Genomic DNA, 26,534 nt, shown 5'->3' on the forward strand with positions numbered 1-26,534 from the left:
TAAAAAGAAATTGTAAAACTCCACTTTTTTGAAAACAACCACTACTCGCAGGTGGTTGTTTTTTTCTATATTAAAAATAAACTCTACTCTTTGACATAAATAAAGTCAGCGATAAGGCTGACTTTTAATCTAATCTATCTGGTGGAGCTGCCGGGTACCGCCCCCGGGTCCAACTGGTATCACAACATTCGTCTACGAGCATAGGCTTATCTAAATTTATTTAATAACGCTACTCGGATTTAAAATAAACCAAGAAAACCGAGTTCCGTTACGTAGTAAAAGTCCTATATATCCGCTACTTCCAAATATATAGCAAGCAACATAGATATAACACCCTTAGATATTGACTGTTGCCACAATACAAGGATGATCGCTAAAAATTAGGCAGCGATTGGCGCAAAGGCCATCTTAGGAGCGAAAGCGCTCGCTACGAATGACTTTGCTTTTGCAACAAAGTTTGCATCTAAATATACTTACGCGTATCGTCGGCTCGCAGAATGTCGTGATAAGGTCCAATTGTCGAAAGCTATATCAGCCCCACATATCGATTCATATTATACCCTGATCTCATTCAAAAATCTACATGCTTATGTTTTAATAGATTCATGATTAGTAGAGTTATTTCAGCTACACCCTACGGATTTAGCGGACAAATCATCGAAGTTGAGGGAGATATGTCAAAAGGACTTCCTAGTCTACAAATTGTCGGAATGGGCAATAAGGCCATCGATGAGTCCAGAGATCGAGTACGTAGTGCAATAAAAAACTCTTCCCTGGATTTTCCGAAAGGAAAAATAATCATCAACCTAGCACCGGCAGAGTTACCAAAAGACGGATCTCACTTCGATCTTCCTATCGCCTTATCTATCTTATGCATCAACGGCGTACTCAACCAAAGCGACGTAGGTAATGCGATTTTTGCAGGAGAACTAGCGCTAGACGGTAGCCTACGTCCAATACGATCAGCAATTATTACAGCCGAAGTGGCTAAAAACCAAAAAATTAAATCAGTATACGTGCCAGCCCAAAACGCCGAACAGGCAGCGCTAGTGACTGGAGTTGATGTATTTCCGGTAGAAAATCTAAAATCGCTCTTCTTACACCTCAAAAAAGAAAAGATTATTAAGCCAATAGACAGATTATCAATAAAAAATATATCTCTCAATCATAAAAACACTCCAATCATCGATGACATCTATGGACAAGAGCAAGCAAAAAGAGCTATTCAAATAGCCGTTGCCGGAAGACATAATATTTTATTATCCGGCCCTCCAGGGTCAGGAAAAACTATGTTAGCAAAATCTTTGAAGAATCTATTACCAGCCCTATCAGAGGATGAGATAGTAGAAGTGACAAAACTTCACAGTCTTGGAGAACACACTATAATAAACAATCCCATAGTAGATAGACCATTCAGGTCGCCGCACCACACCGCAAGTAGAGCCTCTATTATTGGCGGAGGATCAAAAGTACAGCCAGGAGAAATTAGTTTAGCCCATAGAGGCGTCCTATTTCTTGATGAGTTACTCGAATATCCACGCACTGTGCTTGAATCACTTCGTCAACCCCTAGAAGATCACGAAATTACCGTCAGTCGTGCAAATGGTAAATTCAACTTCCCTGCCAATTTCTTATTAGTAGCCACAATGAATCCTTGTCCTTGTGGATTTCTTGGAGACCCAGAAAAAACTTGCGTATGCTCACAAAATCAGATTCTAAATTACCAAAAAAGATTATCGGGGCCGCTACTCGATCGAATAGACCTAACTGTATCGGTTTCACGAGTCCCCCATGAAAAATTATTGAATAATAAAGTGTCGACAAAATCACAACAAGAGACATTTTTATCTGAGATACATAAAGCCTACTCTATTCAGAGAGACAGATATAAGTGTAGTTACAAATACAACAATGATATTCCAAGTATTAACGTTGATAAAATTACATCAATCTCAGAATCTGCAAAAATCTTCTTGACGAACGCAGCCAGAAAACTAGATTTAAGCACTCGCAGCTATTTTAAAGTTATAAAAGTTTCTCGCACTATCGCAGATTTAGAAGGATCCACATCCATAGAAATTCCACATATAGCAGAAAGCCTACAATACAGACAAATTAACATAGGTTAATTATTATCCTTGAAAATAACGAACATCTCTGTTACAATAGCAACTGAGTTAATCTAAAATTGCTTCAAAAAGGAGAGCCAGAGATTAATAAATCAATCCGTATCAACGGAGCAATCCGTGCAAGAGAACTGCGGATAATTGGTCCTGATGGCGAGCAGCTAGGAATCATGTCACTTAAAGAGGCTTTAAGTAAGGCCAACGACATGAATCTTGACCTAGTTGAAATATCACCGGGAGCCAATCCGCCAGTTGCTAAAATAATTGACTGGGGTAAGTACCAGTACCAAAAAATGAAGGATCAACAGAAGAATCGGCGCCAAGCTAAATCTGGAGACCTAAAGCAGATGCGCTTTGGTCTAAAGATAGGAGCTGGAGACCTAGAGGTTAAGCTGAAGAAGATCCGTAAGTTTTTGGAGGGAGGACACAAAGTCCGCATACAAGTGGTCTATAAAGGTCGTGAAATGGCCCATAAAGAGATCGGCTACGAATTGATTGACAAAATCATGGAGCACCTTAGTGAGGATGCAATATTAGAGCAAAAACCTCAGATGGCTGGTCGCAATCTGAGCGTAGTAATAAGGAGTAAATAATGCCAAAGCTAAAGACCCACAAAGGCACTGCGAAGCGTATCAAGCTGACCAGCACCGGAAAATTGACCCGCCAGCGCGCATTTGGCGGCCACTTGTTGGCTAAAAAGTCAAAAAGTCGTAAGCGCGCAATCAACACAACAGCAACAGTAACTGGTTCGATGGCTAAGAACGCCCGTCGAGCAATGGGAGTATAGTTATGCGAGTAAAACGAGGAGTTGCCGCACGCGCTAAGCACAAGAAAATCTTAAAAGCAGCTGAGGGAATGCAGCATAATCGCACCAGAAGTTTTCGTCTTGCAAAACAAGGTGTTATTAGAGCTCTGCAGTATGCCTACCGCGATCGCCGAAACAAGAAGCGCGATCTACGAGGTCTATGGATCACCCGAATCAATGCAGCTGCTCGACAAGAAGGCACAACTTACGGCAAACTTATAGCTTCTATGAAATCTAAAAACATTGAGATTGATAGAAAAATATTAGCAGAATTGGCAGTTAACGAGCCAAAAGCTTTCACTGAAATAGTAAAATCTAGTCTATAACAGGATAAATCTACCAATATAAAACACCCTGACATTATGCAGGGTGTTTTATTCATAGTCTGCCTATAAGCCGGGTTCTGTCTAGAGCAATCATCTATCTAGTTTGCTTGTTGCCAAACAAATCAAGCGGTTATCGATCTGCGGACGGATAATCCTATTTGCAAATCTCCTTGCAGCCGACAGGGTTTACCTCTCGTCTATGTCGCCATAGACGACTGTGGGCTCTTACCCCACTCGTTTCACCTTTTCCCTCGTATATAAAATACGAAGGTAGTTTCGTTTCTGTGGCACTTTCCCTAGAGTTGCCTCCGGTCGCCGTTAACGACTGTCGTATCCTTCGCTGCCCGGACTTTCCTCTTAAGTATAACTTAAGCGATTGCCTAACAGACTACATGATATATTATAGCACTAAACCCTAGACTTGTCTGTGGGCGCTAGATATTCCCCGCATAAATGCAAGGTGGGTGCTCGCAACTTATTGCCACGACAATAAATCATTAAAGCTCCCTATCATATGATGTTAGGAAAATCATACGCGCCCACGGATAAATCCAGGGTATGCTCCTATTATACACCAAATATGTTCATAAATACACGCAAAATTGCCTGAATACAGCCCGACATAACCTGCCCGATTACATCAGAAAACAGCACAACTATAATCATCACTAGAAGAATGCCGTTCTGCTCAATTTTTTGCATAACACCCCTGATGCCATCCGGAGCTACGGCGTATAATATTCTAGATCCGTCCAGAGGCGGAATTGGTAGCATGTTAAAAACAAAAAAACCCAGATTCACTGATACGGCAGTAGAAATAATCAGTCCAAATATCGTAGGCTGTACTGCCCCAGCATTATTAATAACGCCACTAAACACTCCGACGCCAAACGCAATAAAGGCTATTATTAAATTAGTAATTGGGCCAGAAAGAGCAACAAGAGCCGCCCCCCAATCGCCAAAACGAACTCTATTTGGATTAAACGGAACAGGTTTAGCCCCTCCGAAAACTGGAGCATGCAGTATCACCATAATCAAAGGAAGCAAAATAGTCATCACTGGATCGATATGTCTTATGGGATTAAGTGTCAATCTTCCCTCTTCTTTTGCAGTATTATCGCCCAGTGCATACCCTATAAAAGCGTGCATAGCCTCGTGAATAGTCATAGACAATAATATAACAATCAAAACTACTATTATTTCTAAAATCATAAGTGTTATTATAGCATCAATACACGATCTTGACTAATTACACAAATGCCGCTACAATAATAAGGATTGTTATTAACAATAAAGTAAAGAGAGTGGAAATGGCATCACGATGTGATTTAACAGGCAAAGGCAAGCAGTATGGCAACAACGTCAGCTTCTCCCTGCGCCGCACTAAACGCGTCTTCAAACCAAACCTTCAGAAGAAAACTTTTGTCGTTGACGGTCAAAAAATTACCATGACTTTAAGTACAAAAGCTATTCGCACCCTGAAGAAAAAAGGTATTTTGGGCGCAACTGCCGATAAGTAATCGCTAAATCAAATTTTAATAAAATAACTCCGATTGTATTATCGGAGTTATTTTTAATTCAACAAGAAGACCCTAGCTTTTCGATATCTGAACAACTGTTAAATTATCTGGCAGATCCGTTATTTTCTTTAACTTCCACTTTGAGCCAGCCTCAACAACTGGAGCTCCTAGGTTTTTTACAAACTCATCCACACCGTCTTGCGGAACTTCATAATGCAAAGTAGCGTCACTATAATGCACCGGGATCACCACCTTAGGGTCTAACTGACGAATTATTGAAGTTGCTCCCATTGCGTCTAACGTATATCCATTTCCACCGACAGGTAATATTGCAAAATCAACAACACCTATATCTTCAAGCTGATCATCAGTTAGTTTATTCTCAATATTACCAACAACCACCCCCTTAGCTTCACCAATCGTAATTTTATATATTGTAGATTTTTTAACATCATCTGCAGCGTCGATATGTCGGCGCGCTGGAATTCCTAGCAATGAGATGTCTCCGACTTCATATTCACCTGGACCCGAAAATAGTAGTCTTGATGTAGAATCCACAACAGAAAACCGATCCTCCGTAACCACTTCTACGTCATTATTCACAGAAACATTTTTTCCTCCGACAATCTCTAAATTCGGATCAAATACCACACGAAGTTTCTTTGTAGTAATAATAACAGCATTTGCTCCTTTATACTCTATTTCAAACATGTCTGCTCCTTTCTCATTATATTTTCCGTATCTACTAGTACAGAGTGTTTGTTTCTTACGATATCCATTATAAACCTATCCTTGACACTCATCCTATAGTAGAAATCATCATAAGATATTACAGCATAGTTTATCTCTATTTTCCTATCTTTTTCGATTTTTTTAACGAGATTTTTTATAGTTACGACAGACATATCATCACCAACCAATAGCAGATCAACAGCAGAGCTTGATCCAACCACTAATTTTCCCGAAATAATAGCCAATCTTAAGCCTCTCATCCTCCCTAAAGAATCTTTCCAGGAAACACTACTTGCAGCGCTCATGCTGCCTTCTGTATTTTTATCTGAGAATATAGCTGCAAGCGGCTTAATATACGGATAATCCTCATTTACACTATAGTATAACTTATTATCAATAGCATCCTGTTGCACTATACCGACAGACACCATATTAGCTAGCTCTCGACGAACGGAGTTTATCTGTTCATCAATCATTCTAGTAATCTCTCTCACGTAAAAAGACTTCTCTGGATTATTCAGAAAAAGATGTAATAATTTTACCCTAGTTTTTGAACCAAATAATGAATCAATCATTGTACTATAATTGTAACATATTTTTTACTTACTATCTAATACTCGAGATAAATATTGTTCACATGAATGAGCATCTCCCCATTCAATAAATGGGTTTCGTCTAAACCACGTCAGCTGACGTTTTACTAAGTTTACGTCGCTAACAATAAACTCCCGAACAGCCTGATCTTCGTCCATTTCTTTCTCGATTAATTTCTTAATAATAGGATAAACATTGCCCGTCATAGCCTCATTACACCACCCGGCGCTATTAGCTAATTCTATTGTCTCTTCTACAACACCATCTTTGAACATTTTTTTTGCTCTATCCGTAATCCTCTGTTTTAATAGTTGTTTATCTGTAGTAATTCCGACAACGATGGTATTACTCAACGGCACTTCCAATCCAGATGACTTTTTACCGGCTCGCTCAATAGCCCTAATTAGATATCTTTTATTTTTACTATTCTCCGGCAAGGACACATCGTGATTGACGCAATATTGTTGAAGTTCAGATATCGTCATTTCTTGTAAGTTAGCTCTCTTTTCTTTGCTGTATTTAGCTCCAAACTGAAAATCAAATATAACAGAATCAATATACAACCCTGTTCCACCGACAAGAAATGGAATATTTCCTCGACTTCGGACTTCTTTAATCTTTTGACAGGCATAGTCCTTAAATTGTGACGCACTAAAAGAATCTCCTGGATCTACTAAGTCAAGACCCCAATGAGGCACTCCTTGCTGTTCACCCAAAGAAGGCTTAGCTGTCCCGATATTCATACCACGATAGACAGTCCTACTGTCAGCGCAAACTATCTCTCCTCTATACTTCTTTGCTAATTGTATGGCTAATGATGTTTTGCCACTAGCAGTAGGACCAATAATTACAATTAGCGGTAGATGATTTTCATCAACACCATTATCCAATTTTATAAACCTATCCAATTAGCTCAACCCTACAAAGATTTTATATACTCAGCAAGCTGTTCCAACGATATTTTTTCTTCGCCAGATTGCGTGCGAACACTAACCTCGTCAGCTTCCATATCCTTTGGCCCTACGACAAGTTGAACAGGTATCTTCATAGAGGTAGCTTCCCTAATCTTCTTGCCTAATGATTCATTTCTAGAATCTATTGTAAATCTTACATCGTTATATCTAACTGGCTTCATGAGGGTAATGCCCGATAATATGGTTGTTATTTTATCAACATACTCTAGCACCGTGTCGTTAATCGTCAAAATACGAACCTGTTCTGGAGCCGCCCAAAACGGAAACCATCCGCCAGTGTGTTCTATAAATACACTCAAAAATCGCTCGACCGACCCCAATAAGGCACAGTGTATCATAACTGGTGTTGTAAAATTACCATCAGTATCCACATACTCCAAACCGAACCTTTGTGGCTGCACGAAATCTAACTGTACGGTTGCAACTTGGTGTTCACGGCCGATTGCATCCGTTGCCATAAAGTCAATCTTTGGACCATAAAATGCCGCCTCACCCTCTTGTTCAAAATAATCCAAGCCTACTTTCTCAACAGCAGATTTTAACTGGTTCTGTGCTGAATCCCATAGACTAAGGTCACCTAAATATGAATCGGATTCATCACGATAACTTAATCGGACCCTAAGCTTCATATTGATTGATCCATACAGCTCACGAGCGGCAGATAATAAATTATTAATCTCATCCTCAATCTGATCAGTACGGCAAAATATATGGCTATCATCCTGCGTTAATGAGCGCACACGATTCAATCCGCCCAGCTCGCCAGTTTTTTCGTCGCGATAATCTGTTGTCGTCTCCAAGTACCTTACCGGCATATCACGATAGCTTCGCGGTCGTGAGGCAAAAATTTGCGTATGATGTGGACAGTTCATAGGCTTAAGAGCCATCTCGTCACTAGTTTCCTGGCTCTTAACTAAAAATAACTCCTCTCCAAACTTAGCCCAATGACCCGATGTTTCATATAGATCTTTTTTCGTAATATGAGGAGTCCAGACCTTTTCAAAGCCAAACTTCTGTCTCAGCTGGTTCGAATATTGAGCCACTATATCTCGTAAAATCGTACCGCGAGGAGTAAACAAAGGCAAACCAATTCCTACCAGAGGAGAGGTCGTATATAGATCAAGCTCCTTGCCTAACTTGCGATGATCTAGCCGTTTCGCAATTTCCAATCTATTCAGATATTCATCCAGCTCTTCCTGCGTAGCAAACGCTACGCCATATATTCGTTGCATTTGTGGATTATTCTCATTGCCTCGCCAATATGCTCCAGCTGTCTTAGTAAGCTTGAATACGCCAACTTTTCCAGTACTGTCCACATGTCCACCCCTACACAAATCGGTGTAATCACCCTGAGAATACAAAGAAACAGTCTCGACTTTACTATCGCCATCAGACACAGATCCCATTTTTTCTCCAGCTAATTCGCTAGCAACGGTAGTACCGGATCTTTTGAGGTCATTCAGTAGTTCCACCTTAAATGACCGATCTCCCTTTATAGCCCAATCAATAGCCTCTTCTACCGACACATCGCGCTTCTCAAACGGATAATCAGCCGCTACGATCTTTCGCATCTCCTCTTCTATCTTCGGAAGATCAGCTTCAGAAATCGTCCCGTTGTCAAGATAAATATCATAATAAAAACCATTATCGATAGCTGGACCCACGCCGAATTTCGCCTGAGGCCATAAATGCTGAATAGCCTGCGCCATAATATGCGCCAGGCTGTGTCTCATAGATTTTAGTTCTTCTTCACTCATACCAATATTATACCACGCTCCTTGATAGTAGACATCTGTTATGATAATATTATTATATCTGGGCGATTAGCTCATTTGGCTAGAGCGCTTCATTGACGTTGAAGAGGTGAGAGGTTCGAATCCTCTATTGCCCACCAGATACGACATATAAGCCTCGTCCATAGTAGACGGGGCTTTTTTATTAATAGAATTAGTTAATACAACAAAAATAACCAAACCTACATGTTTGCTATGCGGACCTTGACTTTATTTAATAAGTATGTTAGAATTTAAAGTATGAGTAAGCATGACTCACCTAGTTTAGACACAAAGAAACCACAACACTGCTCTTTATTGAGCAAGACCAAAATTCACTACGAATACAACAAGAAGATCAACGAAGAAAGATCTATGCTTAATTAAGTTACCAGATTTATAAAGTAATCGCCTCTAAAATGAGGCGATTTTTATTTTACACAGCACTTTTCCACTGGATTTTTTTATAGTTGTATGTCAATATATTGATATGATATGCATAAAATGTTTTCACGGAAAAACCCACGTAACAAATTCTCGTCAAAATAAAAAATACCCAACAACCTGGCGCAGACATATGTGTGACCAATGCGGTTATTCTTTTACAACCTATGAAAAGCCTGCGGTTTTCCTCGTTGTCACATCACAAGATGGCAAGAAAAATAATTTTTCTATAGGAAAACTGATACTTAGTATTGCGCGAAGTTTTAATCATAACGAAAAATTAGCAGGCTCATATAGCTATGACTTGGCTAATACTATACAAGATAAATTAATACACCTACACAACAAACCCGCGATATCATCGCAGCACATCGCCGAAATAACCCACTCAACATTACAGAATTTTGACCAAATAGCTGCACTGCAATATGCAGCACAACATAATCTTATTATCTCTCAGAGAAAGAGGCGTCGTGGCCGTCCTTCTTTTTCTTATTCTTCTGAGCACGACTCTGATCATTCATCTCTACAGTAGTCTTCTCTGTCACGTCAAACTTATCAAGATATTTACCAAGCAAAAGATGAGTTTGTGCATTATATGACGCCAAAGAGCTATATACAATAGAAGTAATAGGCATCAAGAACCATTGTAGAACCATCAATGTGTTTCTGCTCTTCTTATATCTTTCTGGACGAGGCGGCAACAACTTAAACGATACAAAAATCAATACCAAAATACTTATCATAGCTACTTGCTGTATTAAACTAACAGTATCTGGTAATTGATGGGCGGCGACACTGCGTGCAGCTTCACTATTCAGCACAAGAGGGGCCCATCCACCGAAAGCAACAATTAGGGCAATACAAGCCTGAGTTACATGACCATCCAATAATCTCACAAACCTAGCCAGACTGGGCCAAAATTTTACCGTCCTATTTTTATTAAATATGTTGTTGCCAACATACGCCACATCTGAGGCTCCATAGCTCCAACGGCGCAGCTGAATAAACTGAGCTTTTAATGTTTTTTTATAGCTATTAGCCAATACTGCATCTTGATAAATCGGCACAAAAATCGGCACAACTTCATAATTACCATCAAAATAGAAATAGCTTCTCCAATACTGGTGGCCATCTTCAACAATTGTTCGCGTACTCCAAAAGTTCATCTCAACGAGAGCATTCATTGGTTGCGAATGTGACGCAAAGTTACGCAAAGAATATGGGCGCATGGAGCTGATAATATTCCAGAATGAGTTCCCTGTCGCCACTACTCGCATCGGCGCAGGGACATCCCATATATTATTAGTGAACAAACATATTGGCTGGAACGATAAATGTTTTCTGTCTTCATGAGTAATATATTCATATGTCACATAATCAAAGTAATACTTATGCGGCTTATTATCACAGTCCATCGTTGTAACAATAACATCAGAAAAGGCTATTTCTTCCTGTTGTAAATATTGCTCCAGCCACTTGCCTGCATACGTGATATTTCCACCCTTACCAACTACCTCATTTGGCAGATCTTTTGGATGTTTTACAGTGTGGAAAGAATGAAAGTACTTACCGTATTTCTTTTTCAGTATTTTAGCCGTTGTATCAATATCAACACCACCACGCTCTTCGTACGCAAAAACTACAATCAGACGTTTCTTGTCGTATGTAGTATCTAAGACCGATTTAAGAGCAGGCTCAATCACTTCTATACTCTCGTTGTATGCAGGCATAATAAGAGCGTTGTAAATATTACTAGGTTTAGGATAGTACCCATCTTCCGCAGCAGACATAAATTTTAGGTTGTCTACATGTTGTTGATATAACAACTCATTAGATTGATTATCTCTCAGTATAGAATACGCATCCTTCGGATTTTCCAAATCAGATAACCGCTTATTCCAATCGACTTTTGAAGCTTTTACCATATTATTATGGCCATTAACTATCCTATAGCTGATAGCTATTGTTTTTACAAAAGCAATTAGTATTATAGTTAACAAATAAATTGATGCTAAAACGGGACTTACTATGGATAAGATAACCAGAAGAACAATAGCGCCATAACTTAGCAACCCAGGAAGCATCTCAAGAAAACGATATTTTTTTGTTCGTTTACCAAGTGGGATTTCAATGTCCATGTATTATCCTATCGATGCAATTTTAATTATAGAATAGGCTAAAATAGCTAAAATAGCTAAAATGCCCAACGTCAACCACAAAAGAAATATAGCCAAGCTTCGTTTTTCTAATGAAATTAACTTGACACTTAGCGCAGAGTGACCAAAAACTATCATAAACGCCAAAGCAAAATAACTAAGTAGACTAGACCAGTGGCTCCTATAGAAATTCGCATCACCATACGTAGTGTAGCGCGTAATAACCTGAGCCTCGCTATGTTTTATTGATGATCCTAAAAATATAGATACAACAATAGCCACAACAGCATTAACGATCAAAAGAGTTACCACAGTCCTGTCGCTAAAAACAATTTTTATCGATTTCTTTATAGTGTCTTTCATAAAATGGAGCCGTTGACTGGGCTTGAACCAGCGACCTGCTCGTTACGAATGAGCTGCTCTACCAGCTGAGCTACAACGGCAAACTCCTTAGGAAATTATAGCAAAAATAGGAGTTTTTTCAAACTAGATAGCTTATTTATCGATAGAAATGAAATATTTTACTTTATTGTTATTTTTTAAGTAGTTAAGCTGGTTATTAAATTCAGTCAGCGGAACTTTTACATAAGAGTAATTTACGGTGTTGCCTTCAATATTATTAAGCATCACAAAATAATATCCGTCACCTGAAAGAGTCTTTATAGGACCTGAGATTTTACCCCTTGTTAATGACATAGCCGCTTTCGTTAGACCTCCGTCAGAATTATCCGTAGAGACGGATAGATCAAATACCGACTGTACCTTATCGCCCATTTCCGTAGCAATGTCCTTTAAGGATTTACCCTCTTGTAACCTCTTCTTAATGTCAGACACTAGGTTATTGGCTGTTTTATCAATCTTAAAAGATACTTCCTGCTTTAGCAGAGTATATTTCATAGCAGTTTTTAGCTCATCCATTGACCAATGAAGATTATCTTTCACTACAGACTCATAAGCGGACTGAGATAACTTGCTAGATTCCTGCTGTTTTTTGATAAGATCTTGAACCTTTTTATCATCTACCGTAATATTATTTTCTCTCGCAAGCTTTTTGGCATATGCCACCTCCAATGCCTTATTTATGGACTGGTTTTGATAGAACTTAACTTTGTCCTTTTGATCTGCTTGCCCCTGAGACTGCAATACCGCCAATGAACTACGATGATACAGAAGATAATCACTATACTCGGCATTTTCTCCGTCAATATTAGCCACAGGAAGAGGTAAAATCTTAGTTATCCTATATGCGATATCGCTTGTATCTTTCCAGACATATAACTGTGCCCAACCAAGAGCAATGAAAACAATCAGAATAACAACACTAACGAGCATCGTTATCCACACCAATCGACGTTTAGTGTATTGGATGGGATATTTATGCTTACGACCAGCTGCCAAAACCTTCTCACGGTGCTGAGCTACTGTATCGTTTGTAATCCTCTTAGGTAGCTCCTTCGGCTGTTTTTTATCTTTACGGTTCAATAGATTCTTCATTGATATCCTCCTTCTTTGTCGAAATTTCCACTGCGTCTTGTAGTTTATTATAGATCTTATCTGGATGTTCTACGTTTTTTATAACAAGATCTCCAACAAAAGTTTGAATAACTATTGTACCAAACTTAAACATTTCTCCACTAAACCCTGGAATACTATAACTAATATTCTGAATTTTTGACAATTTCAGCTCAATGACGTCTTTGCCAAAAAATCCATGTTGAGTAATCTGACGAATTCTCTGATCAGTAACAATATAGTAAGTATAAAACCACATCAAAAAATGATAGAAAAATAACATTAAACCAAAAATAAATCCGCCAACAAACACCCATAAAAGGTTCAAATTATCTTGCCAAATTAAAAAAGGCAATGAACCAAGCGTCATTGATCCTAGAAGCAGATAAAATCCTTTTCTCATAGCAATTATGTGACGACGAAACACAAACAACAGTTGCTCTCCGTCACGCTGCCCATCAAATTGCTTATCTTTAATTTGCTCTGTCATATATATGGTACCCCGGGCAGGAGTCGAACCTACAACCTTATCCTTAGGACGGATCTGCTCTATCCAGTTGAGCTACCGAGGCATACAACCATTATACCACGGTAACTCTCGGGAAAGACTAGCTTAACGAGTAAACTTTTCACTTAATGTGTGATAATTTACCAATTCTTCCGGCTTGAACCAGTGCTCGATCTCACGAACAGCCTCATCTGAATCGCCAGATGCGTGAATTAAATTTGGAACTCCCTTTTGACACTCATCTGCATAGCCAAAACTAATGTGTGAGTAATCACCGCGAATTGTTCCCATGTCAGCCGACTTAGGCTCCGTTGGACCAACAATCTTCCTAACAACAGCAACAGCTTCAACACCCTCTAATACCATTGCTATAACTGGACCATCCATCATCATATCTAGTGTTATATTCAAAGTATCCTCGCCTCGACGAGTAGCCAATTTACCGATGTCCTCGTAATGAGCATAGTAATGGTCTCTAGATGGTGATGTCATTTTTACACCAACTATTTTTAGACCAACTCGCTCAAAACGTTGTAAAATTTCCCCAACGATACCTCGTTGAACTGCGTCAGGCTTAAAGACGATCAATGTCCTCTCAACGCCACAGTAGTTTTTTTCACTTTCTGCCATAAATACTCCTCTGCTTATTATTCTCTAATATAGTAGCAGAAATAAATAATTTGATAAACATATTCATTAGCGATAGAATAAATATTATGTTTATGTCAGAAGCTTTAACTGATTTTTTAGAGCACCTAGAAGTCGAAGGTGGGCGTAGTCAAAAAACCATCATAAATTATCAACTATACCTGGAGAGATTCATTGGTTTTGCTGGCGATATAAATGTTGATAAAATTACATCAGAACTAATACGCCAGTATCGCCTCTGGCTAAACCGTTATAAAAATGACAACACTGGCGAAGAGCTGTCTTTAATTACTCAAAGTTATCATCTTATTGCGCTGCGAGGTCTATTAACCTACCTTTCTCGTCGTAATATCAAAAGTCTAGCTGCCGACAGAATTATATTACCCAAAGTAGTCCGTAAACAAGTGACTTTTTTACAATATGACGAGATTTTACGTATGATCGATCAAATACCAACCGATACGGAATCTGGACTGAGAGATCGAGCAATTGTTGAGTTGCTATTTTCTAGCGGACTGCGTGTTTCAGAATTAGTCAATTTAAACCGAGATCATATAAACCTAAAGAGGCGCGAATTTATGGTGCGAGGAAAAGGACAAAAGGATCGCCCTGTTTTTATTTCAAAAAGTGCTGCCGAACACATATCGGCATACCTGGAAGCTAGAACAGATAATCTACCCGCTCTATTTTTAAGCTATAGCAAACGCCACGCAACTCCCAACACCTCCGGAGACTACCGTAGGTTAAGCGCGCGCAGCATTCAGAGAATGGTTGGTCAATATGCTAGATTAGCTGGTATCACAAAACATGTAAGCCCACACACTATGCGCCATAGCTTTGCCACCGACCTACTTATGAACGGTGCAGACTTGCGTTCAGTCCAATCAATGCTGGGACATAGCAATATATCAACAACACAGGTATATACGCACGTTACCGACCAGCATCTGAAAGATATTCACGACCGATTTCATAGCGACACAGAAGCTTAGCTTATGGGCTTACATCGACCTGCGGTAGCAGATCCGCCGCCAGATACAGAGAAATCTTTACATAGACTATTCTTTAATTCAACCGCATTATTAGGATATGCGAAATCATCTCCTATTTGCAATCGAGCCTCAACTCTTCTAAACAAATCACTTGCCCGCCCCGTGGAATCGACAATTGGCTGAACTCCATCAAAATTGACAATCGTTCCGTCGGTTTTCTGGAGAGAAATCTTCACACTGCCACCTTTATATATAGGCAATAACCTTAAGAATGCTGTTTCGCTACCAGCTGGAATCTCATCAACATCAATCACCGCTTTACACGAATATTCGCCAGAAAACTTGAATGTCTTGCTACAAGAAACCACACTTGTTCCATTATTATGTTCATTCCCGTCAGTTGCGCGTGGATGATCAGAAATCTTACCAGAAACAGCAGTACCACTCTGACCTGCTACGTCTGACCTTAAAACGTTCGGTCGTAAGAAAGAAGTGACACCAGTTGAATCTAAAGCCGCTAAATTAAAGGTGGCGCCTGGGTTAATAAGCTGCACACGCATCAATTGTGGCGAATTGGCATTCCAGTTGTTTTTCGTCGGCAAATCTCCAGAGGTGGATATTTCAGTGTTAGCGGCGTTGGCGCCATTCAAATTGCTCTCATCATCGCGTCTATACCATTCGATAGATATCTTGTTGAATGAACCAGTTGCGCGTAGTGGCACAATTTGAGATTTTTCCTCAATAGACTTATATATAAAATCTTGAGATTTCATAGTGATTTTTACACAAGTATACGCTTGATCAAATTTTCTACCCGCATCTGTACCAGTTTTAATAATAGTTTCACCAGAAGAGCTACCTCCAACAACACCAGATGCCGCGACCATATTACAATTAATTGGACCATTTAGCACTCCCGCCGCTTGAATATTGCCCGTCTGGGCGGCACGAACTACACGCTTAGCATCCTCAACCCCAGCCAAAGCCGCGTCATAAGCACTTTGCGACAGATCATTATTTGAGGATTGTCGCTGATCCATAATCATCAACTTGATAAACCCAATAGTAACAATAGTCAGCAACATCGCGCCAAATATGACCGCAAAAAGAGATACAGCACCTGATTGTCGCGCATTTTTACCCATTTGTCCTCACAATCATCTCAAATTTATTTATAGCACAGAACTCAAAATTGCTATCATCTTCAGTCGGAGCTTTACAAGAAGAATTCCTTATCTCACTCATCTTGCTCGTCCCCAGTGTAAAGGTCAATTTATATAGTGCCTCTCTTGAATTATCCGATGTAATCTTTTCTAACGTAACTTCGTGCACACCAATTGAACCATCGCCGCTATTGATAGACCTGAGCAAATTGGACGATTTCGCAAGATCGACGGTTTCTGGATATTTGCCAGAAGCATCTTTTTTACATAATCCGCTATCCGCATCAACTACACGCACCAAATTCACTGGATTGCCGTTAACTTTAAACAGACTATTTCCGCCCAACAGACTAGGGTCGTCCAAATACTTTGGATTATTCCACACATAAGAATGGGAGCCAAGACAAAGTCGACCAGTTGACCAATTGCTATTATTCGGTACCCTCAATCCCGTACCGTCAATCTTTTCGGCATTCGCCTGAAGAAAATCGCGTCGAATCGTATCTGAAATATCTCGCCCCGCTTGATTAACATCACGAAGCACAATACCTCTGCTATACATTTTTCCCGCTTGAATACCCACCATCGCAATCGACAACAAAAGAACAGAGATAAAACTCATGGCGAGCATCAATTCGATAAGTGTAAATCCTTTTTTATAACCCCGAATCATACAGCCTCACAATCGTACCAATAGTCGCCGGCATTTTGCTACCAACAGGCATCCAGCACGCTTTTATGTACGCATCATATTTATTGCTATCCCTACTTCCAGTGGTCGTACTCGGCTTAACCAATCTAACTGATACTCCATACGTTTTTTTAGTATCGCTATCAACCCGCGCGTATGTTTCTGCCGCTTTATAATCTCCAGGATTGTTCAATATACTAATCTTCGAAGCGAGCGAAGGCGTCGCAGCCAATGCAAACTCTTTCGTAGAAAAATCATCAGGACATTTTTCAACACCCAAGTTTCCTTCATTGTCATTAACAGCAGAAACGCTCACCGAATTATTGTCTACCAATTTCTTCCAAGTGTCATTTTTCATATCATGCGCATATCTTAGCATTTCAGCCTGAGCATCAACCTGTTGACGAACCAACGTCGTCTCTAAAGAATACTGAGCAATAGCCATCCCGCGATTCATAGTTTCTAATGCAATAACGGAGACTAGGCTAAAAATAGTTACTCCAAGCAACACTTCAACAAGTGTGTCGCCTCTGTTAAACTTACGCATCAGCACAGCCTCCTGTCGCATTGCCCACAACTACAGCATCTGCAGAACCTGCGTGTGATCGTAGAAAAATAGATAATCTCTCTCCCGGCATCCAGCCATCATCATAAACACAAATTTCCCTCTGTTGACGCTGTTCGCCAGCAGATTGCACAACTCCAGCACTATTTTTATTGTTGACGAAATCAGTTAAATTGTCACCGAATCGACTCGTGTCTGTCCTAATATCCAACTGCCCCGTCTCTGGGTGGCGGTACATCAAAATAGAAATATACGCACTATCTTTGGCTTGGTTAGAAAACCTAGTTTTTGCTTGCCAATTAACGATATATTTATCAGACTCAGCGCCACGTTTATAAGTCCACGCACTACCCTTATCTGGCCTATAGGCATAAACTGGATAAGTTTTGTACAGATTGCCGTCCGTTGAGCCCAGAGAACCTTCAGTGGTAATATAGCGACCGACGATCACGCAATCAGATTGGCCGCGTAGAGTTTCAGCTCGACCATCAGAACCTTCAATTGGACAAGTACCCTTAGATCGCTCATTCTCAACATTGACCACCTTCGAGTACTCATTTCGCAAAAAACCAGCATAAGACTGCACCGAATCGCGATATTGCTGGCGATTAATTGACATGCTTACGCCGACCATCAGCATAGAGGTCAGCAAACCAGAAATAGCCACAAACAAAATCACTTCAATTATAGTAAAACCTTTTTGTTTATTGCCCATCACTTCTCCATTATAACATAAGCGCTTTTTACTTAGACAATAAGAAAGCCCCACTCTAAAATTTGTCGGCTAAAGAACCAAGCGAGTAAAAACCCTACGATAAGCAATGGACCGAAGCAAATTCGTGAAGTTGCTTGCAATTTTCCTCGCATCATTGACGGCAAGACAAGAAGCGTGCCGATAAGATTTGCGATGAACAACGCAGCAAACGCCAAAAGCCAGTTTCCTAAGAACAAACCCAATCCAAGTCCAAGCTTAACATCACCAAAACCGATCCAAGTTTTGTCTTCCCCGTAACGATATTTCGAGAATAAATATAGCACCATATATATTCCGCTCAGAATCGCAATCGACCCAAATAACGTCATCAAGCTTTTTGAAAAATCGCCAACTAGACATACTTTTATTCCCGCAAAAATAGCACCAAGAATGATAAACGGAATATTAATTACATCTGGAAGAAGTAGCCATCTGAGGTCATAGACGAATAAAATCGCCAGTAGCACCAAACTTGCCAACCACAAGACCAGCAACGCGACTTGCCAGATATCCGTTAACGATCCCGGCCAAAAAACTATAGACGCGACGAACAATCCAGCCATCACTAGTTCTAGCAAGATTTCCATCCAACCGATAAATGCTTTGCAATATCTGCATCGCCCCAATCCAGCGACCCAACTTACCACAGGAATCAAATCGTACCATTTAAGCTCATGTCCGCAAGACAAACAACGAGATCTATCTTTGGAAATTTTTTTTATCAATGGGGATAATTTCTTTAATTCCTTTTGGTCAACTTTTTCTCCGGCTTTTTTATCTTCCATCAATTGACGAGCTCGCAAGCGCCAAATTTGCGCTCCGGTGAAACTGCCTAAAATAGCCCCTAAAAATCCCACTAGTACAAACTTAATCATACTTCTTATGGTAACAAAAAACCATAAAAAAATCAGCCCCATACCGAGGCTGATTCGTAATTTATCTATAGATTATACGTCCTGGCAATACAATTGCTTTTGAGAACCGTTATTTTCCAATAGAACTACAACTGCTGCATTGCGTGAAGATCCGTTTTCCAAAGTTATGTTTGCTGGATCGTCAGCAGATGGAGCTGGCGTGCTAGCAGGACATTTCTTACCTCGCATAACCTTGATTTCGTTACTAGCTACTGACATTGAAGCACCAGGTGTAGCAACCTTTAATTCTGAAGATTTGTCGTATTGATCAAGCTTATCGACATACTTGCGTAGAGACTCTTCACTAAACGTGCCACCGTTACGATTAGCTGAATTCCAATTGGTAATAGCTGCGGCAACTGTTGAAGCATCATTCTTCCTTGACTGGTCGCGCTGGCTACGCTGCAAAGCTGGCAATGCGATAAACACCATCGCAAAGATAAGTCCAGCAATAGCCAAGACCAACACAACCTCGATGATTGTAAATCCTTTTTTATTATCTTTTTTTGTCATTAGATTTCCCACCTTTCTATGGTTTACCTATATTTACGCAAAAATGCTTACGTTTATAATACACTAAAAATATAAGTCAGTCTAGCGAATATTGATATTGCCAACCAAGCTATAGATTGGAAGCAAAATAGCCGCGACCATCGTACCTGCAACTATAGCCAAAAAGACCATTAAAACCGGCTCTATCGCCGTCGACAAGGCGCGAATTTCCTCATCAAGCTCATCTTCATAAACTTGAGCGGTCTTGCCCATCATCTCATCAATCTTACCTGATTGCTCACCAATTTTAATCATCTGTGGTACCATTGCTAGAAAATAATCTTCATTAGATAAAGAAGCCGACAAGGCCTTACCGCCCTTCACCTTATCTGACGCACGAAGTATGCTTTCGCTAATAATCACGTTATTAACAGCATCAGACGTAATACGAAGCATGTCAAGCATCGGCACACCAGTACTCAAAAGCACCTGTCCAGTTCTAGCAAATCGTGCCATGTACATCTTCCTGAACATTCCTTTAAATAGCGGGACATTAAGCTTAAAGGTGTCTTTAGCTTTAATTCCTGGCTCGGTTTTCAAATATTGTACTAGGAAATAACCGCCGATAATCATTGCTAATATAACAAGCCACCAAAGACTACTAAAAAAGTTCGCCACTTTAATCATCATAAGAGTCACAAATGGCAACCCCTTATTTAAGTCACGATACAGACCCTCAACTTGCGGAACAACTGTAAATAACATAAATCCGATAACTAAGATAATCACTACCAAGACAATTGACGGATACATCATAGCACCCCTAATCTTACTCATCATAGCAGCCTCTTTTTCCTGCTGAGCAGCTAACCTCTTAAGCGAATCATCCATTGTACCTGACGTTTCGCCGGCCGATACCAAAGCTACATAAACTTTATTAAAAGCTTCTGGGTGCTTTGCGAACGAATCAGACAAGGATTTGCCGCCTTCAACGTCAGAGATAATTTCCTGGACTATTTCCTGCATGCGCTTATTCGTAGTCTGTTCCTGAACTGTTCGAAGACTTTGCGCCAAAGGTAGCCCTGCTCCAATAAGAGTTGCTAGCTGACGAGTAAACACAACCTTATCCTTAGTAGTGATTCTACCAGAAAACCTCGCAAAGAAATTTGTTTTATCGTCTTGTAATTCAATTTTTAACGGCACAAAGCCCTGAGCCGTCAAAAGTTTTGCGGCGGCGTTTTCGCTATCAGCCTGAACAACTGATTTAACGATTTTGTTACTTGCGCTATCTCTGGCTTCGTAATCGTACTTTTTCATTTATTACCCCCTCATCAACCTCTCGAATTCCGTCAAATCGACAGCAAATTCACGAGCACTATCATACGTAATCGTACCGTTCTGCACCAAATTGACCAAAGTTCGATCCATCGTCTGCATTCCCTGGTCAGCACCAGTCTGAATCACGGCATCCAACTGGTGAGATTTACCTTCGCGGATAATGTTACGCACCGCTGGATTAGCAATCAAAACCTCTGCCGCCACAACTCGTCCGCCGCCGATAGCTGGAACTAGTCGCTGCGAACAAATTGCCATCAAAATATTACTGAGCTGAGCGCGAATCTGTGGTTGCTGGTGTGGCGGGAACACGTCAATCATACGGTCAATTGATTGCGCTGCGGAGTTCGTGTGTAGCGTTGCAAACACCAAGTGTCCAGTTTCGGCAATCGTAATCGCTGCTGAAATCGTCTCGAGGTCGCGCATCTCACCAATCAGCACAACGTCTGGGTCTTGGCGAAGACTCGAGCGCAAAGCCGCAGAGAATGAATAAGTGTCGTAGTGAACTTCCCGCTGAACTACCACTGATTTTTTCGACTTGTGAGTAAACTCGATAGGGTCTTCAATGGTAATAATATGCTGTGAGCGCTCAGAATTGATCTTATCAACCAGCGCCGCCAAAGTTGTTGACTTGCCGGAACCAGTTGGGCCAGTAACCAACACTAAACCGCGAGGGAAATCCGCAAACGTATTAACAACTGGCGGCATACCCAGCTCAGATGCAGACTTAATTTCATTTGGAATTAAACGTAGGGCTGCAGCCAAATTGCCACGCTCATGGAAGGCGTTAACTCGGAATCGTCCCAGTGTGCCGAACGCAAACGAAAAGTCGAATTCCTTATCTTTTAGCAAAATCTGCCGCTGATCTTCATCAAGAATCTGAAATACCAATCTCTCAACTGCAGGCTCGTCCAATGGTTGAGTTCCGGCGGCCGGCATAAGCGCACCGTCAATTCGTAGCATTGGCGGCAAACCAACTTGAATATGAAGGTCTGAAGCTCGCTTCTTAACGACTTCTTCCAGCAAAATCTCAATTCGCAATTCTTGATTATTCATGTTTCCTCCTTTTACGCGGTATCCGCCGCTACCCTATTAACTTCTTCTATTGTCGTTATTCCGTTTAACGCCTTCAGATAACCATCTTGACGCATCGTAATCATCCCTTGTTGAATTGCCATTCGCTGAATTTCCGCTGAGGTCGCGCGCTTAACAATCAAATTCTGAATCTCTTCGGTAATATCCATGACCTCATACAGACCAGCTCGACCAGCATAACCGCGAGGAGTTTGCGGCGTATCTTTTCCTTTTGCCAAAGCAAACGATGTCTGCGTCGCTAGCGGCAAGCTTTCATATCCCAGGTCTTGCGCATATTGAGAGACCTGCTCCCTTGTTTGCGGCAATAATCCACCAACCGCCTCGCGAATTGCCTGCGTTTCCAGTGGTGACGATTGATAAATATCCCGACGACGCGCCACTCGCCTCACCAAACGCTGACCAATAATTGTGTTAACCGTGCTAGCAATAAGAAACGGCTCGATTCCCATATCCAACAAACGTGGCAATACACCAGCAGCGGAATTAGTGTGAAGTGTCGAGAAAACCAAGTGTCCCGTTAAAGCCGCTTGAATAGCCAAATTCGCTGTTTCATTATCGCGAATCTCACCAACCATCACAATGTCTGGGTCTTGACGCAAAATTGAGCGCAATCCGGAAGCAAACGTCAAGCCAACTTCCGCGTTCACCTGAATCTGATTGACACCATCCATTTTATACTCAACCGGATCTTCAAGTGTCACAATATTCACAGTATCGTCTTTAATCTCTTTAATCAACGCGTACAAACTCGTTGACTTACCAGAACCAGTTGGACCCGACGTCAAGATCATTCCATTTGGTCGCTTAATTCCCTTGCGAATCGTTCTTAATGCGCGCCCAGCGTAGCCCATATCTTCCAAATTGAAAGAACTTCCACTCTTATCAAGCAGACGAATAACCACTTGCTCGCCCCAGACAACTGGAGAGATAGCAATACGAAGGTCAACCTCTTTACCTGCGACATTAACCGCGAATTGACCATCCTGAGGAATTCGATGCTCGTCAATTTTCAGATTGGAAAGAATCTTAATACGACTAACTAGCGCCGGCTCAATGCTCTTTGGGAGCTGCATTATTTCACGCAAAACACCGTCAACACGACAACGAATCTTCAAAGCCTTCTCTAATGGCTCAATATGCACGTCGGATGCGTGACTCTTTACCGCGTATTCCAAAATTGTCGACAACGCTCGTGATATTGGCGAATCCTGAACAATTGTTTTAATATTGCCAGCCTCCGACAAAGACTCTTCCTGCGAAGCCTGTGCAGCCACATTAACAGACGACAAGTCAGTCTTATATTGATCTAAGACATGACGAACACTCTCTTCCGAAGCCATAAACACTTTTATCGGACGCTGGATACGATTCGACAAATAGTCCACCGCTTGAACATTATTCGCATCGATCATCGCCACTGCTAGTCGGTTCTGAACTTCGGCTAGCGGCACAGCCATAAATCTCTCAGCAACGTCGGACGGTAATAGAGATAAAATATCCTGACTAATAACACTATTCGACAGATTGACATACGGCACGCCCGAAACTTGAGCCACACCATGAACCAGTAGTTCATTATCAAGCAGCCCCTCTTCGCTAAGCAAACTAAACAGAGGTTTGCCACTCTCAGAGGCGCGCTTTAAGGCATCATCAATGACAGACTTCTCAATAAGCCCCTCGTTTACGAGCAGCTCGATCAACTTATCTTGGATGTCGTCCGTCAGTAAAGCCATTTACACCCCTTCTCTATTTGGCTGCATCTTGACCTACGAATATTTCAACAGTTGGATTTATCGCATTATTATTAAAAATCGCTGGGTTTGGTTTTTCTACGTCAGGTGATATTTCTCGAATAGTCTGTACTTTTGTGCCAGATTCTGGGACTTTTAAGAACGAGATGTTAGAGGCGACAATATAGCCGATTGCCACACCTACACCCGCGATCAATATTACCATTGCTATGTCTGTTTTCTTCATGGCTTAACCACCTTATTCTCTAATTGTATTGTTTGTGCTGGCTCGTAATAAGCGACACCTCGAACCACCAAACTTAATCTATCCTCATTTCGCTGGATTTCCACGGTCTTTAGGTCAATGACTCGAATAGACGCCTCTAACTTAGTTAACAATTCTTTCAATTTTTCAGCTGGACCGCTCACTTCCATAGTAAATGATATGGCGTTTTCAGATGTCGACTCAGAGCTTTCACTATCAGATCCAGATTGAGCAACGGTCAAATTTTGAATAGTCACACCAGTAGTCGTGTCAATAAATTTATTCTTCAACGAAGCACCAAGAGCGTCGGCGTTCGCATTATCTGGCAACGCATCCAGTATCGTCTGAAGAGCATTACTTTCGCTGCTTGATTTTATAGAGTTAAGTGCAGTATTCGTATCCAAAACTCGGATATTCTTCTTCAACTCATCAACTGATGACAAGTTTTTATCTAGACGAGAAATCGTGTTTTGCTTCTCCAGAAGAATCTTCGAATGAAATACAATTTGCTGCACCAAAAATATACTCACAACAAGCGCAATTCCAGCCAAAAATGCCGCAGAAGCCACAAAAATAAACATAGTCTTTTTTGACGAATCAATCTGTTGACGCTTGCGTATTGCAACTTCTTTATTATCGGTCGCCATTATTTCTTCTCCTGTTTTTTCGAGTTACTCTTAAACAAGCTATCCGGAATTCCCTGACGTGAATCTGTTACATCAACCTTACCAGTCGGCGTCAATACGGAAACTGTGCCATTATTTGCAGGCGCCAATAATTCTTCCGCGTATTCAAACGAGAATGAGAATTGCAACACTTTTTTACCTTCCGAGTTCTCTCCAAAACTAGTATCGCCATCTTTTATCTCCTTAGTCAGACTAACCTCGGAGCTTTTATCACCGTCAGTAGTCTGGACCTTCGTATTCAAGATGGTTTTCTTTAAGGTCTCTAACGCACTATAGCCATTAACCGCGCTACCCTCCAGAGTAATAGTTTTTGACTCAGGATTAACTTTTATATCCGAAAAACTAACATTATTTGGTGCAACCGGATTAACCGCCGTTACAACATCAAAGACCCTTGAATTAATCTTCTTTCCAGAATGTTGCTCATTGATCTTTGTTAATTGATGTTGAATCGTTACAACCTTATTAAGATCCTCGACCGCCATCAATTTATCGCTTCTATCTTTAATAACTCCACCCTGAACCGCCTCGGCCGCAATCTGGCTACCCAAAATCAACGCCAAAACAACTACTGCCGCAATCGAGGCACCGCCCACCAAGAACGATATCGAAATAACTCGATTACGCATAGCCCGAGTCTTTAATAGCTCGCGCTTAACGTTTGGGAGAAGATTTATCTCAATCATGATATATTACTCCTTTGTGCCAACCCTACGGCAATAGCAAATTCTGAAGCAATCGATGCCAACTGCTGTTGATCCGACTGAGAAACTTGAACACGCTGCCACGGATCTGCGGTAATTGACTGGACTCCGGTTTTATTCATCACATATCCATCAAGTTGCGGAATAGCTGAGCCAAATCCTGACAATAAAATTCCAGAAACTGCTACGCTTGGATATCGAGTTTGGAAAAACTTTATAGATTTCACCAGCTCTGAAGAAAAATTGTCGAGAGTTGAATCAATAGCCCTTAGCACTTGACCATCTAATTTATCCGGCGCCAAACCAAATTTCAAAATAAATTGACGCGCTTGATCTTCCTGGACACTAAGATTCTGAACCGCCGATCGAACCAAAGACGAAAGCCCAGTTGGAATCATACGAATAAGCCGCGGTGCTCCGTTGTAGACAACCGCCAAATCTGTTGAATTTTCACCCATATTGATAATTAAACGTGCATCCTGAGAATCGGTAGTCGATAAAGAGCGAACCATAGCAATAGCATTCGGCTCTTCAGCAATTACATTGAAACCGAGATTTTCAACTAACTCCAGACGCTCTTCCGCGTAAGACTTCGCTGTACTTGTCAGCAAAATCTCATACTGATTCTGAGCATGCAAACTATCACCCAATAAAGCCCAGTCAACTTCTGCCTCATCCAAAGACATTGGAATATATTGGTCAATTTGATATTTCATCATCGCCTTCAATTCCTGCTCAGAAACCTTTGGCACATCAATAATGGTAGAAAACGTCTTATTTGACGGCAAGCCGACAGCTACATTGGACGTCTTAATTCCAGCTTGCCCAACGGCAGTCATAATAGCCTCGCCCAAGCGTCGCTTAGACTCTGGAGAGTCGCCACTCGTTATCTTAGAATCAACTGGCGTATAACCGTAATGCGACAAACTCCATCCCGTGCCAGTACGAGACAATTGAACCACCCGCACCGCATTCGTATCGATGTCCAGTCCGAAGAATTCGCCCAACCCTTTTGCTAATTTCATAAC

Annotated in this window: 30 protein-coding genes, 3 tRNA genes and 2 other RNA genes; 8 read left to right on the forward strand and 27 right to left on the reverse strand. The window is 40.9% G+C overall.

All coding sequences use genetic code 11. The features are described 5' to 3' along the window. Positions 1 to 139 precede the first annotated feature (139 nt). Positions 140 to 539: a transfer-messenger RNA gene (gene ssrA / locus LRM49_RS03200) on the reverse strand. Between the two features lie 66 nt (positions 540 to 605). On the opposite strand from ssrA, the gene LRM49_RS03205 reads away from it, so the two are divergent. The 4 genes from LRM49_RS03205 to rplT are packed head-to-tail and all read left to right on the forward strand — an operon-like array spanning position 606 to position 3,257. Continuing rightward, positions 606 to 2,129, forward strand: a complete 1,524-nt coding sequence (locus LRM49_RS03205; RefSeq protein ID WP_243777766.1) for a YifB family Mg chelatase-like AAA ATPase — start codon at positions 606 to 608, stop codon at positions 2,127 to 2,129. A 59-nt stretch (positions 2,130 to 2,188) separates the two neighbouring features. After that, positions 2,189 to 2,719, forward strand: coding sequence for a translation initiation factor IF-3 (gene infC, locus LRM49_RS03210; RefSeq protein WP_129743560.1), 531 nt, complete (start codon positions 2,189 to 2,191; stop codon positions 2,717 to 2,719). Next, complete coding sequence (rpmI, locus tag LRM49_RS03215) at positions 2,719 to 2,913, forward strand: 50S ribosomal protein L35 (protein ID WP_129743559.1); 195 nt, start codon at positions 2,719 to 2,721, stop codon at positions 2,911 to 2,913. Before infC ends, rpmI begins: the two co-directional genes overlap by 1 nt. A 2-nt stretch (positions 2,914 to 2,915) precedes the next feature. Then, complete coding sequence (gene rplT, locus LRM49_RS03220; protein WP_243777767.1) at positions 2,916 to 3,257, forward strand: 50S ribosomal protein L20; 342 nt, start codon at positions 2,916 to 2,918, stop codon at positions 3,255 to 3,257. Between the two features lie 50 nt (positions 3,258 to 3,307). Here the strand turns inward: rplT and rnpB are convergent. Both rnpB and LRM49_RS03230 read right to left on the reverse strand, forming a co-directional pair. Beyond that, positions 3,308 to 3,649: RNase P RNA component class A (gene rnpB, locus LRM49_RS03225), an RNA gene on the reverse strand. Between the two features lie 175 nt (positions 3,650 to 3,824). After that, positions 3,825 to 4,469, reverse strand: a complete 645-nt coding sequence (locus LRM49_RS03230; RefSeq protein ID WP_243777768.1) for a site-2 protease family protein — start codon at positions 4,467 to 4,469, stop codon at positions 3,825 to 3,827. A 98-nt stretch (positions 4,470 to 4,567) separates the two neighbouring features. On the opposite strand from LRM49_RS03230, the gene rpmB reads away from it, so the two are divergent. Next, entirely contained in the window at positions 4,568 to 4,777 is a 210-nt protein-coding gene (gene rpmB / locus LRM49_RS03235) for a 50S ribosomal protein L28 (protein ID WP_129632249.1), read from the forward strand. A gap of 72 nt (positions 4,778 to 4,849) precedes the next feature. On the opposite strand, the gene LRM49_RS03240 is transcribed toward rpmB, so the two are convergent. The 4 genes from LRM49_RS03240 to thrS are packed head-to-tail and all read right to left on the reverse strand — an operon-like array spanning position 4,850 to position 8,834. Next, positions 4,850 to 5,488: an MBL fold metallo-hydrolase gene (locus tag LRM49_RS03240; RefSeq protein ID WP_243777769.1), complete on the reverse strand. Its 639-nt coding sequence runs from the start codon at positions 5,486 to 5,488 to the stop codon at positions 4,850 to 4,852. Then, positions 5,476 to 6,084 carry a hypothetical protein gene (locus LRM49_RS03245; protein WP_243777770.1) on the reverse strand — a complete coding sequence of 203 codons (609 nt, stop codon included), beginning with the start codon at positions 6,082 to 6,084 and terminating at the stop codon, positions 5,476 to 5,478. The genes LRM49_RS03240 and LRM49_RS03245 overlap by 13 nt, the downstream gene beginning before the upstream one ends. 24 nt (positions 6,085 to 6,108) lie before the next feature. Next, positions 6,109 to 6,993 carry a tRNA (adenosine(37)-N6)-dimethylallyltransferase MiaA gene (gene miaA, locus LRM49_RS03250; RefSeq protein WP_243777771.1) on the reverse strand — a complete coding sequence of 295 codons (885 nt, stop codon included), beginning with the start codon at positions 6,991 to 6,993 and terminating at the stop codon, positions 6,109 to 6,111. A gap of 29 nt (positions 6,994 to 7,022) precedes the next feature. Then, positions 7,023 to 8,834, reverse strand: a complete 1,812-nt coding sequence (gene thrS / locus LRM49_RS03255) for a threonine--tRNA ligase (RefSeq protein WP_243777772.1) — start codon at positions 8,832 to 8,834, stop codon at positions 7,023 to 7,025. A gap of 60 nt (positions 8,835 to 8,894) precedes the next feature. On the opposite strand from thrS, the gene LRM49_RS03260 reads away from it, so the two are divergent. After that, positions 8,895 to 8,971, forward strand: a tRNA-Val gene (locus LRM49_RS03260). Between the two features lie 368 nt (positions 8,972 to 9,339). Then, positions 9,340 to 9,828 carry an NrdR family transcriptional regulator gene (locus LRM49_RS03920; RefSeq protein ID WP_445082937.1) on the forward strand — a complete coding sequence of 163 codons (489 nt, stop codon included), beginning with the start codon at positions 9,340 to 9,342 and terminating at the stop codon, positions 9,826 to 9,828. Here the strand turns inward: LRM49_RS03920 and LRM49_RS03265 are convergent. The 7 genes from LRM49_RS03265 to LRM49_RS03295 all read right to left on the reverse strand — a co-directional run bounded on the left by LRM49_RS03265 (position 9,743) and on the right by LRM49_RS03295 (position 14,102). Then, complete coding sequence (locus LRM49_RS03265; protein ID WP_243777773.1) at positions 9,743 to 11,221, reverse strand: glycosyltransferase family 2 protein; 1,479 nt, start codon at positions 11,219 to 11,221, stop codon at positions 9,743 to 9,745. The two genes, LRM49_RS03920 and LRM49_RS03265, sit on opposite strands and share 86 nt — an antisense overlap. Before the next feature lie 216 nt (positions 11,222 to 11,437). Then, positions 11,438 to 11,815, reverse strand: a complete 378-nt coding sequence (locus LRM49_RS03270; protein WP_243777774.1) for a hypothetical protein — start codon at positions 11,813 to 11,815, stop codon at positions 11,438 to 11,440. Between the two features lie 4 nt (positions 11,816 to 11,819). Next, positions 11,820 to 11,895, reverse strand: a tRNA-Thr gene (locus LRM49_RS03275). A 52-nt stretch (positions 11,896 to 11,947) separates the two neighbouring features. Next, positions 11,948 to 12,946, reverse strand: coding sequence for a SurA N-terminal domain-containing protein (locus LRM49_RS03280; RefSeq protein WP_243777775.1), 999 nt, complete (start codon positions 12,944 to 12,946; stop codon positions 11,948 to 11,950). Next, a complete protein-coding gene (locus tag LRM49_RS03285) occupies positions 12,924 to 13,454 on the reverse strand; it encodes a PH domain-containing protein (protein WP_178143150.1) in 531 nt (176 codons plus the stop codon). The genes LRM49_RS03280 and LRM49_RS03285 overlap by 23 nt, the downstream gene beginning before the upstream one ends. Positions 13,455 to 13,459: 5 nt before the next feature. After that, a tRNA-Arg gene (locus LRM49_RS03290) sits at positions 13,460 to 13,536 on the reverse strand. Between the two features lie 41 nt (positions 13,537 to 13,577). After that, positions 13,578 to 14,102 (reverse strand): nucleoside-diphosphate kinase, encoded by a 525-nt coding sequence (locus tag LRM49_RS03295; RefSeq protein ID WP_129743549.1) that lies wholly within the window; start codon positions 14,100 to 14,102, stop codon positions 13,578 to 13,580. Between the two features lie 92 nt (positions 14,103 to 14,194). Here LRM49_RS03295 and xerA point away from each other — a divergent pair, with 92 nt between their 5' ends. Then, positions 14,195 to 15,112, forward strand: coding sequence for a site-specific tyrosine recombinase/integron integrase (gene xerA / locus LRM49_RS03300; protein WP_243777776.1), 918 nt, complete (start codon positions 14,195 to 14,197; stop codon positions 15,110 to 15,112). Here xerA and LRM49_RS03305 read toward each other — a convergent pair. The 13 genes from LRM49_RS03305 to pilM all read right to left on the reverse strand — a co-directional run bounded on the left by LRM49_RS03305 (position 15,109) and on the right by pilM (position 26,531). Further along, positions 15,109 to 16,257 carry a hypothetical protein gene (locus LRM49_RS03305; protein ID WP_243777777.1) on the reverse strand — a complete coding sequence of 383 codons (1,149 nt, stop codon included), beginning with the start codon at positions 16,255 to 16,257 and terminating at the stop codon, positions 15,109 to 15,111. The genes xerA and LRM49_RS03305 overlap by 4 nt on opposite strands. Continuing rightward, entirely contained in the window at positions 16,250 to 16,948 is a 699-nt protein-coding gene (locus LRM49_RS03310) for a PilW family protein (RefSeq protein ID WP_243777778.1), read from the reverse strand. The genes LRM49_RS03305 and LRM49_RS03310 overlap by 8 nt, the downstream gene beginning before the upstream one ends. Then, entirely contained in the window at positions 16,932 to 17,513 is a 582-nt protein-coding gene (locus LRM49_RS03315) for a PulJ/GspJ family protein (protein ID WP_243777779.1), read from the reverse strand. The genes LRM49_RS03310 and LRM49_RS03315 overlap by 17 nt, the downstream gene beginning before the upstream one ends. Beyond that, positions 17,506 to 18,246: a type II secretion system protein gene (locus LRM49_RS03320; RefSeq protein WP_243777780.1), complete on the reverse strand. Its 741-nt coding sequence runs from the start codon at positions 18,244 to 18,246 to the stop codon at positions 17,506 to 17,508. The genes LRM49_RS03315 and LRM49_RS03320 overlap by 8 nt, the downstream gene beginning before the upstream one ends. A 32-nt stretch (positions 18,247 to 18,278) precedes the next feature. Beyond that, positions 18,279 to 19,160, reverse strand: coding sequence for a prepilin peptidase (locus LRM49_RS03325; protein ID WP_243777781.1), 882 nt, complete (start codon positions 19,158 to 19,160; stop codon positions 18,279 to 18,281). A gap of 72 nt (positions 19,161 to 19,232) precedes the next feature. Next, entirely contained in the window at positions 19,233 to 19,712 is a 480-nt protein-coding gene (locus LRM49_RS03330; protein WP_243777782.1) for a type II secretion system protein, read from the reverse strand. Positions 19,713 to 19,793: 81 nt separating this feature from the next. Next, positions 19,794 to 21,008, reverse strand: coding sequence for a type II secretion system F family protein (locus tag LRM49_RS03335; protein WP_243777783.1), 1,215 nt, complete (start codon positions 21,006 to 21,008; stop codon positions 19,794 to 19,796). 3 nt (positions 21,009 to 21,011) lie between these two features. Further along, positions 21,012 to 22,082, reverse strand: coding sequence for a type IV pilus twitching motility protein PilT (locus LRM49_RS03340; protein ID WP_129632198.1), 1,071 nt, complete (start codon positions 22,080 to 22,082; stop codon positions 21,012 to 21,014). A gap of 11 nt (positions 22,083 to 22,093) precedes the next feature. Then, complete coding sequence (locus tag LRM49_RS03345; protein WP_243777784.1) at positions 22,094 to 23,854, reverse strand: GspE/PulE family protein; 1,761 nt, start codon at positions 23,852 to 23,854, stop codon at positions 22,094 to 22,096. A gap of 13 nt (positions 23,855 to 23,867) precedes the next feature. Then, positions 23,868 to 24,098, reverse strand: a complete 231-nt coding sequence (locus LRM49_RS03350; protein ID WP_129636905.1) for a hypothetical protein — start codon at positions 24,096 to 24,098, stop codon at positions 23,868 to 23,870. After that, on the reverse strand, positions 24,095 to 24,763 hold the full coding sequence (locus LRM49_RS03355; RefSeq protein ID WP_129632189.1) for a hypothetical protein: 669 nt from the start codon (positions 24,761 to 24,763) through the stop codon (positions 24,095 to 24,097). The genes LRM49_RS03350 and LRM49_RS03355 overlap by 4 nt, the downstream gene beginning before the upstream one ends. Beyond that, positions 24,763 to 25,488: a hypothetical protein gene (locus LRM49_RS03360; protein WP_243777785.1), complete on the reverse strand. Its 726-nt coding sequence runs from the start codon at positions 25,486 to 25,488 to the stop codon at positions 24,763 to 24,765. Before LRM49_RS03360 ends, LRM49_RS03355 begins: the two co-directional genes overlap by 1 nt. Then, positions 25,485 to 26,531, reverse strand: a complete 1,047-nt coding sequence (gene pilM / locus LRM49_RS03365) for a type IV pilus assembly protein PilM (RefSeq protein WP_243777786.1) — start codon at positions 26,529 to 26,531, stop codon at positions 25,485 to 25,487. Before pilM ends, LRM49_RS03360 begins: the two co-directional genes overlap by 4 nt. Between the last annotated feature and the right edge of the window lie 3 nt (positions 26,532 to 26,534).

The organism is Candidatus Nanosynbacter sp. HMT-352, from assembly GCF_022819365.1.
Classification (GTDB): domain Bacteria; phylum Patescibacteriota; class Saccharimonadia; order Saccharimonadales; family Saccharimonadaceae; genus Nanosynbacter.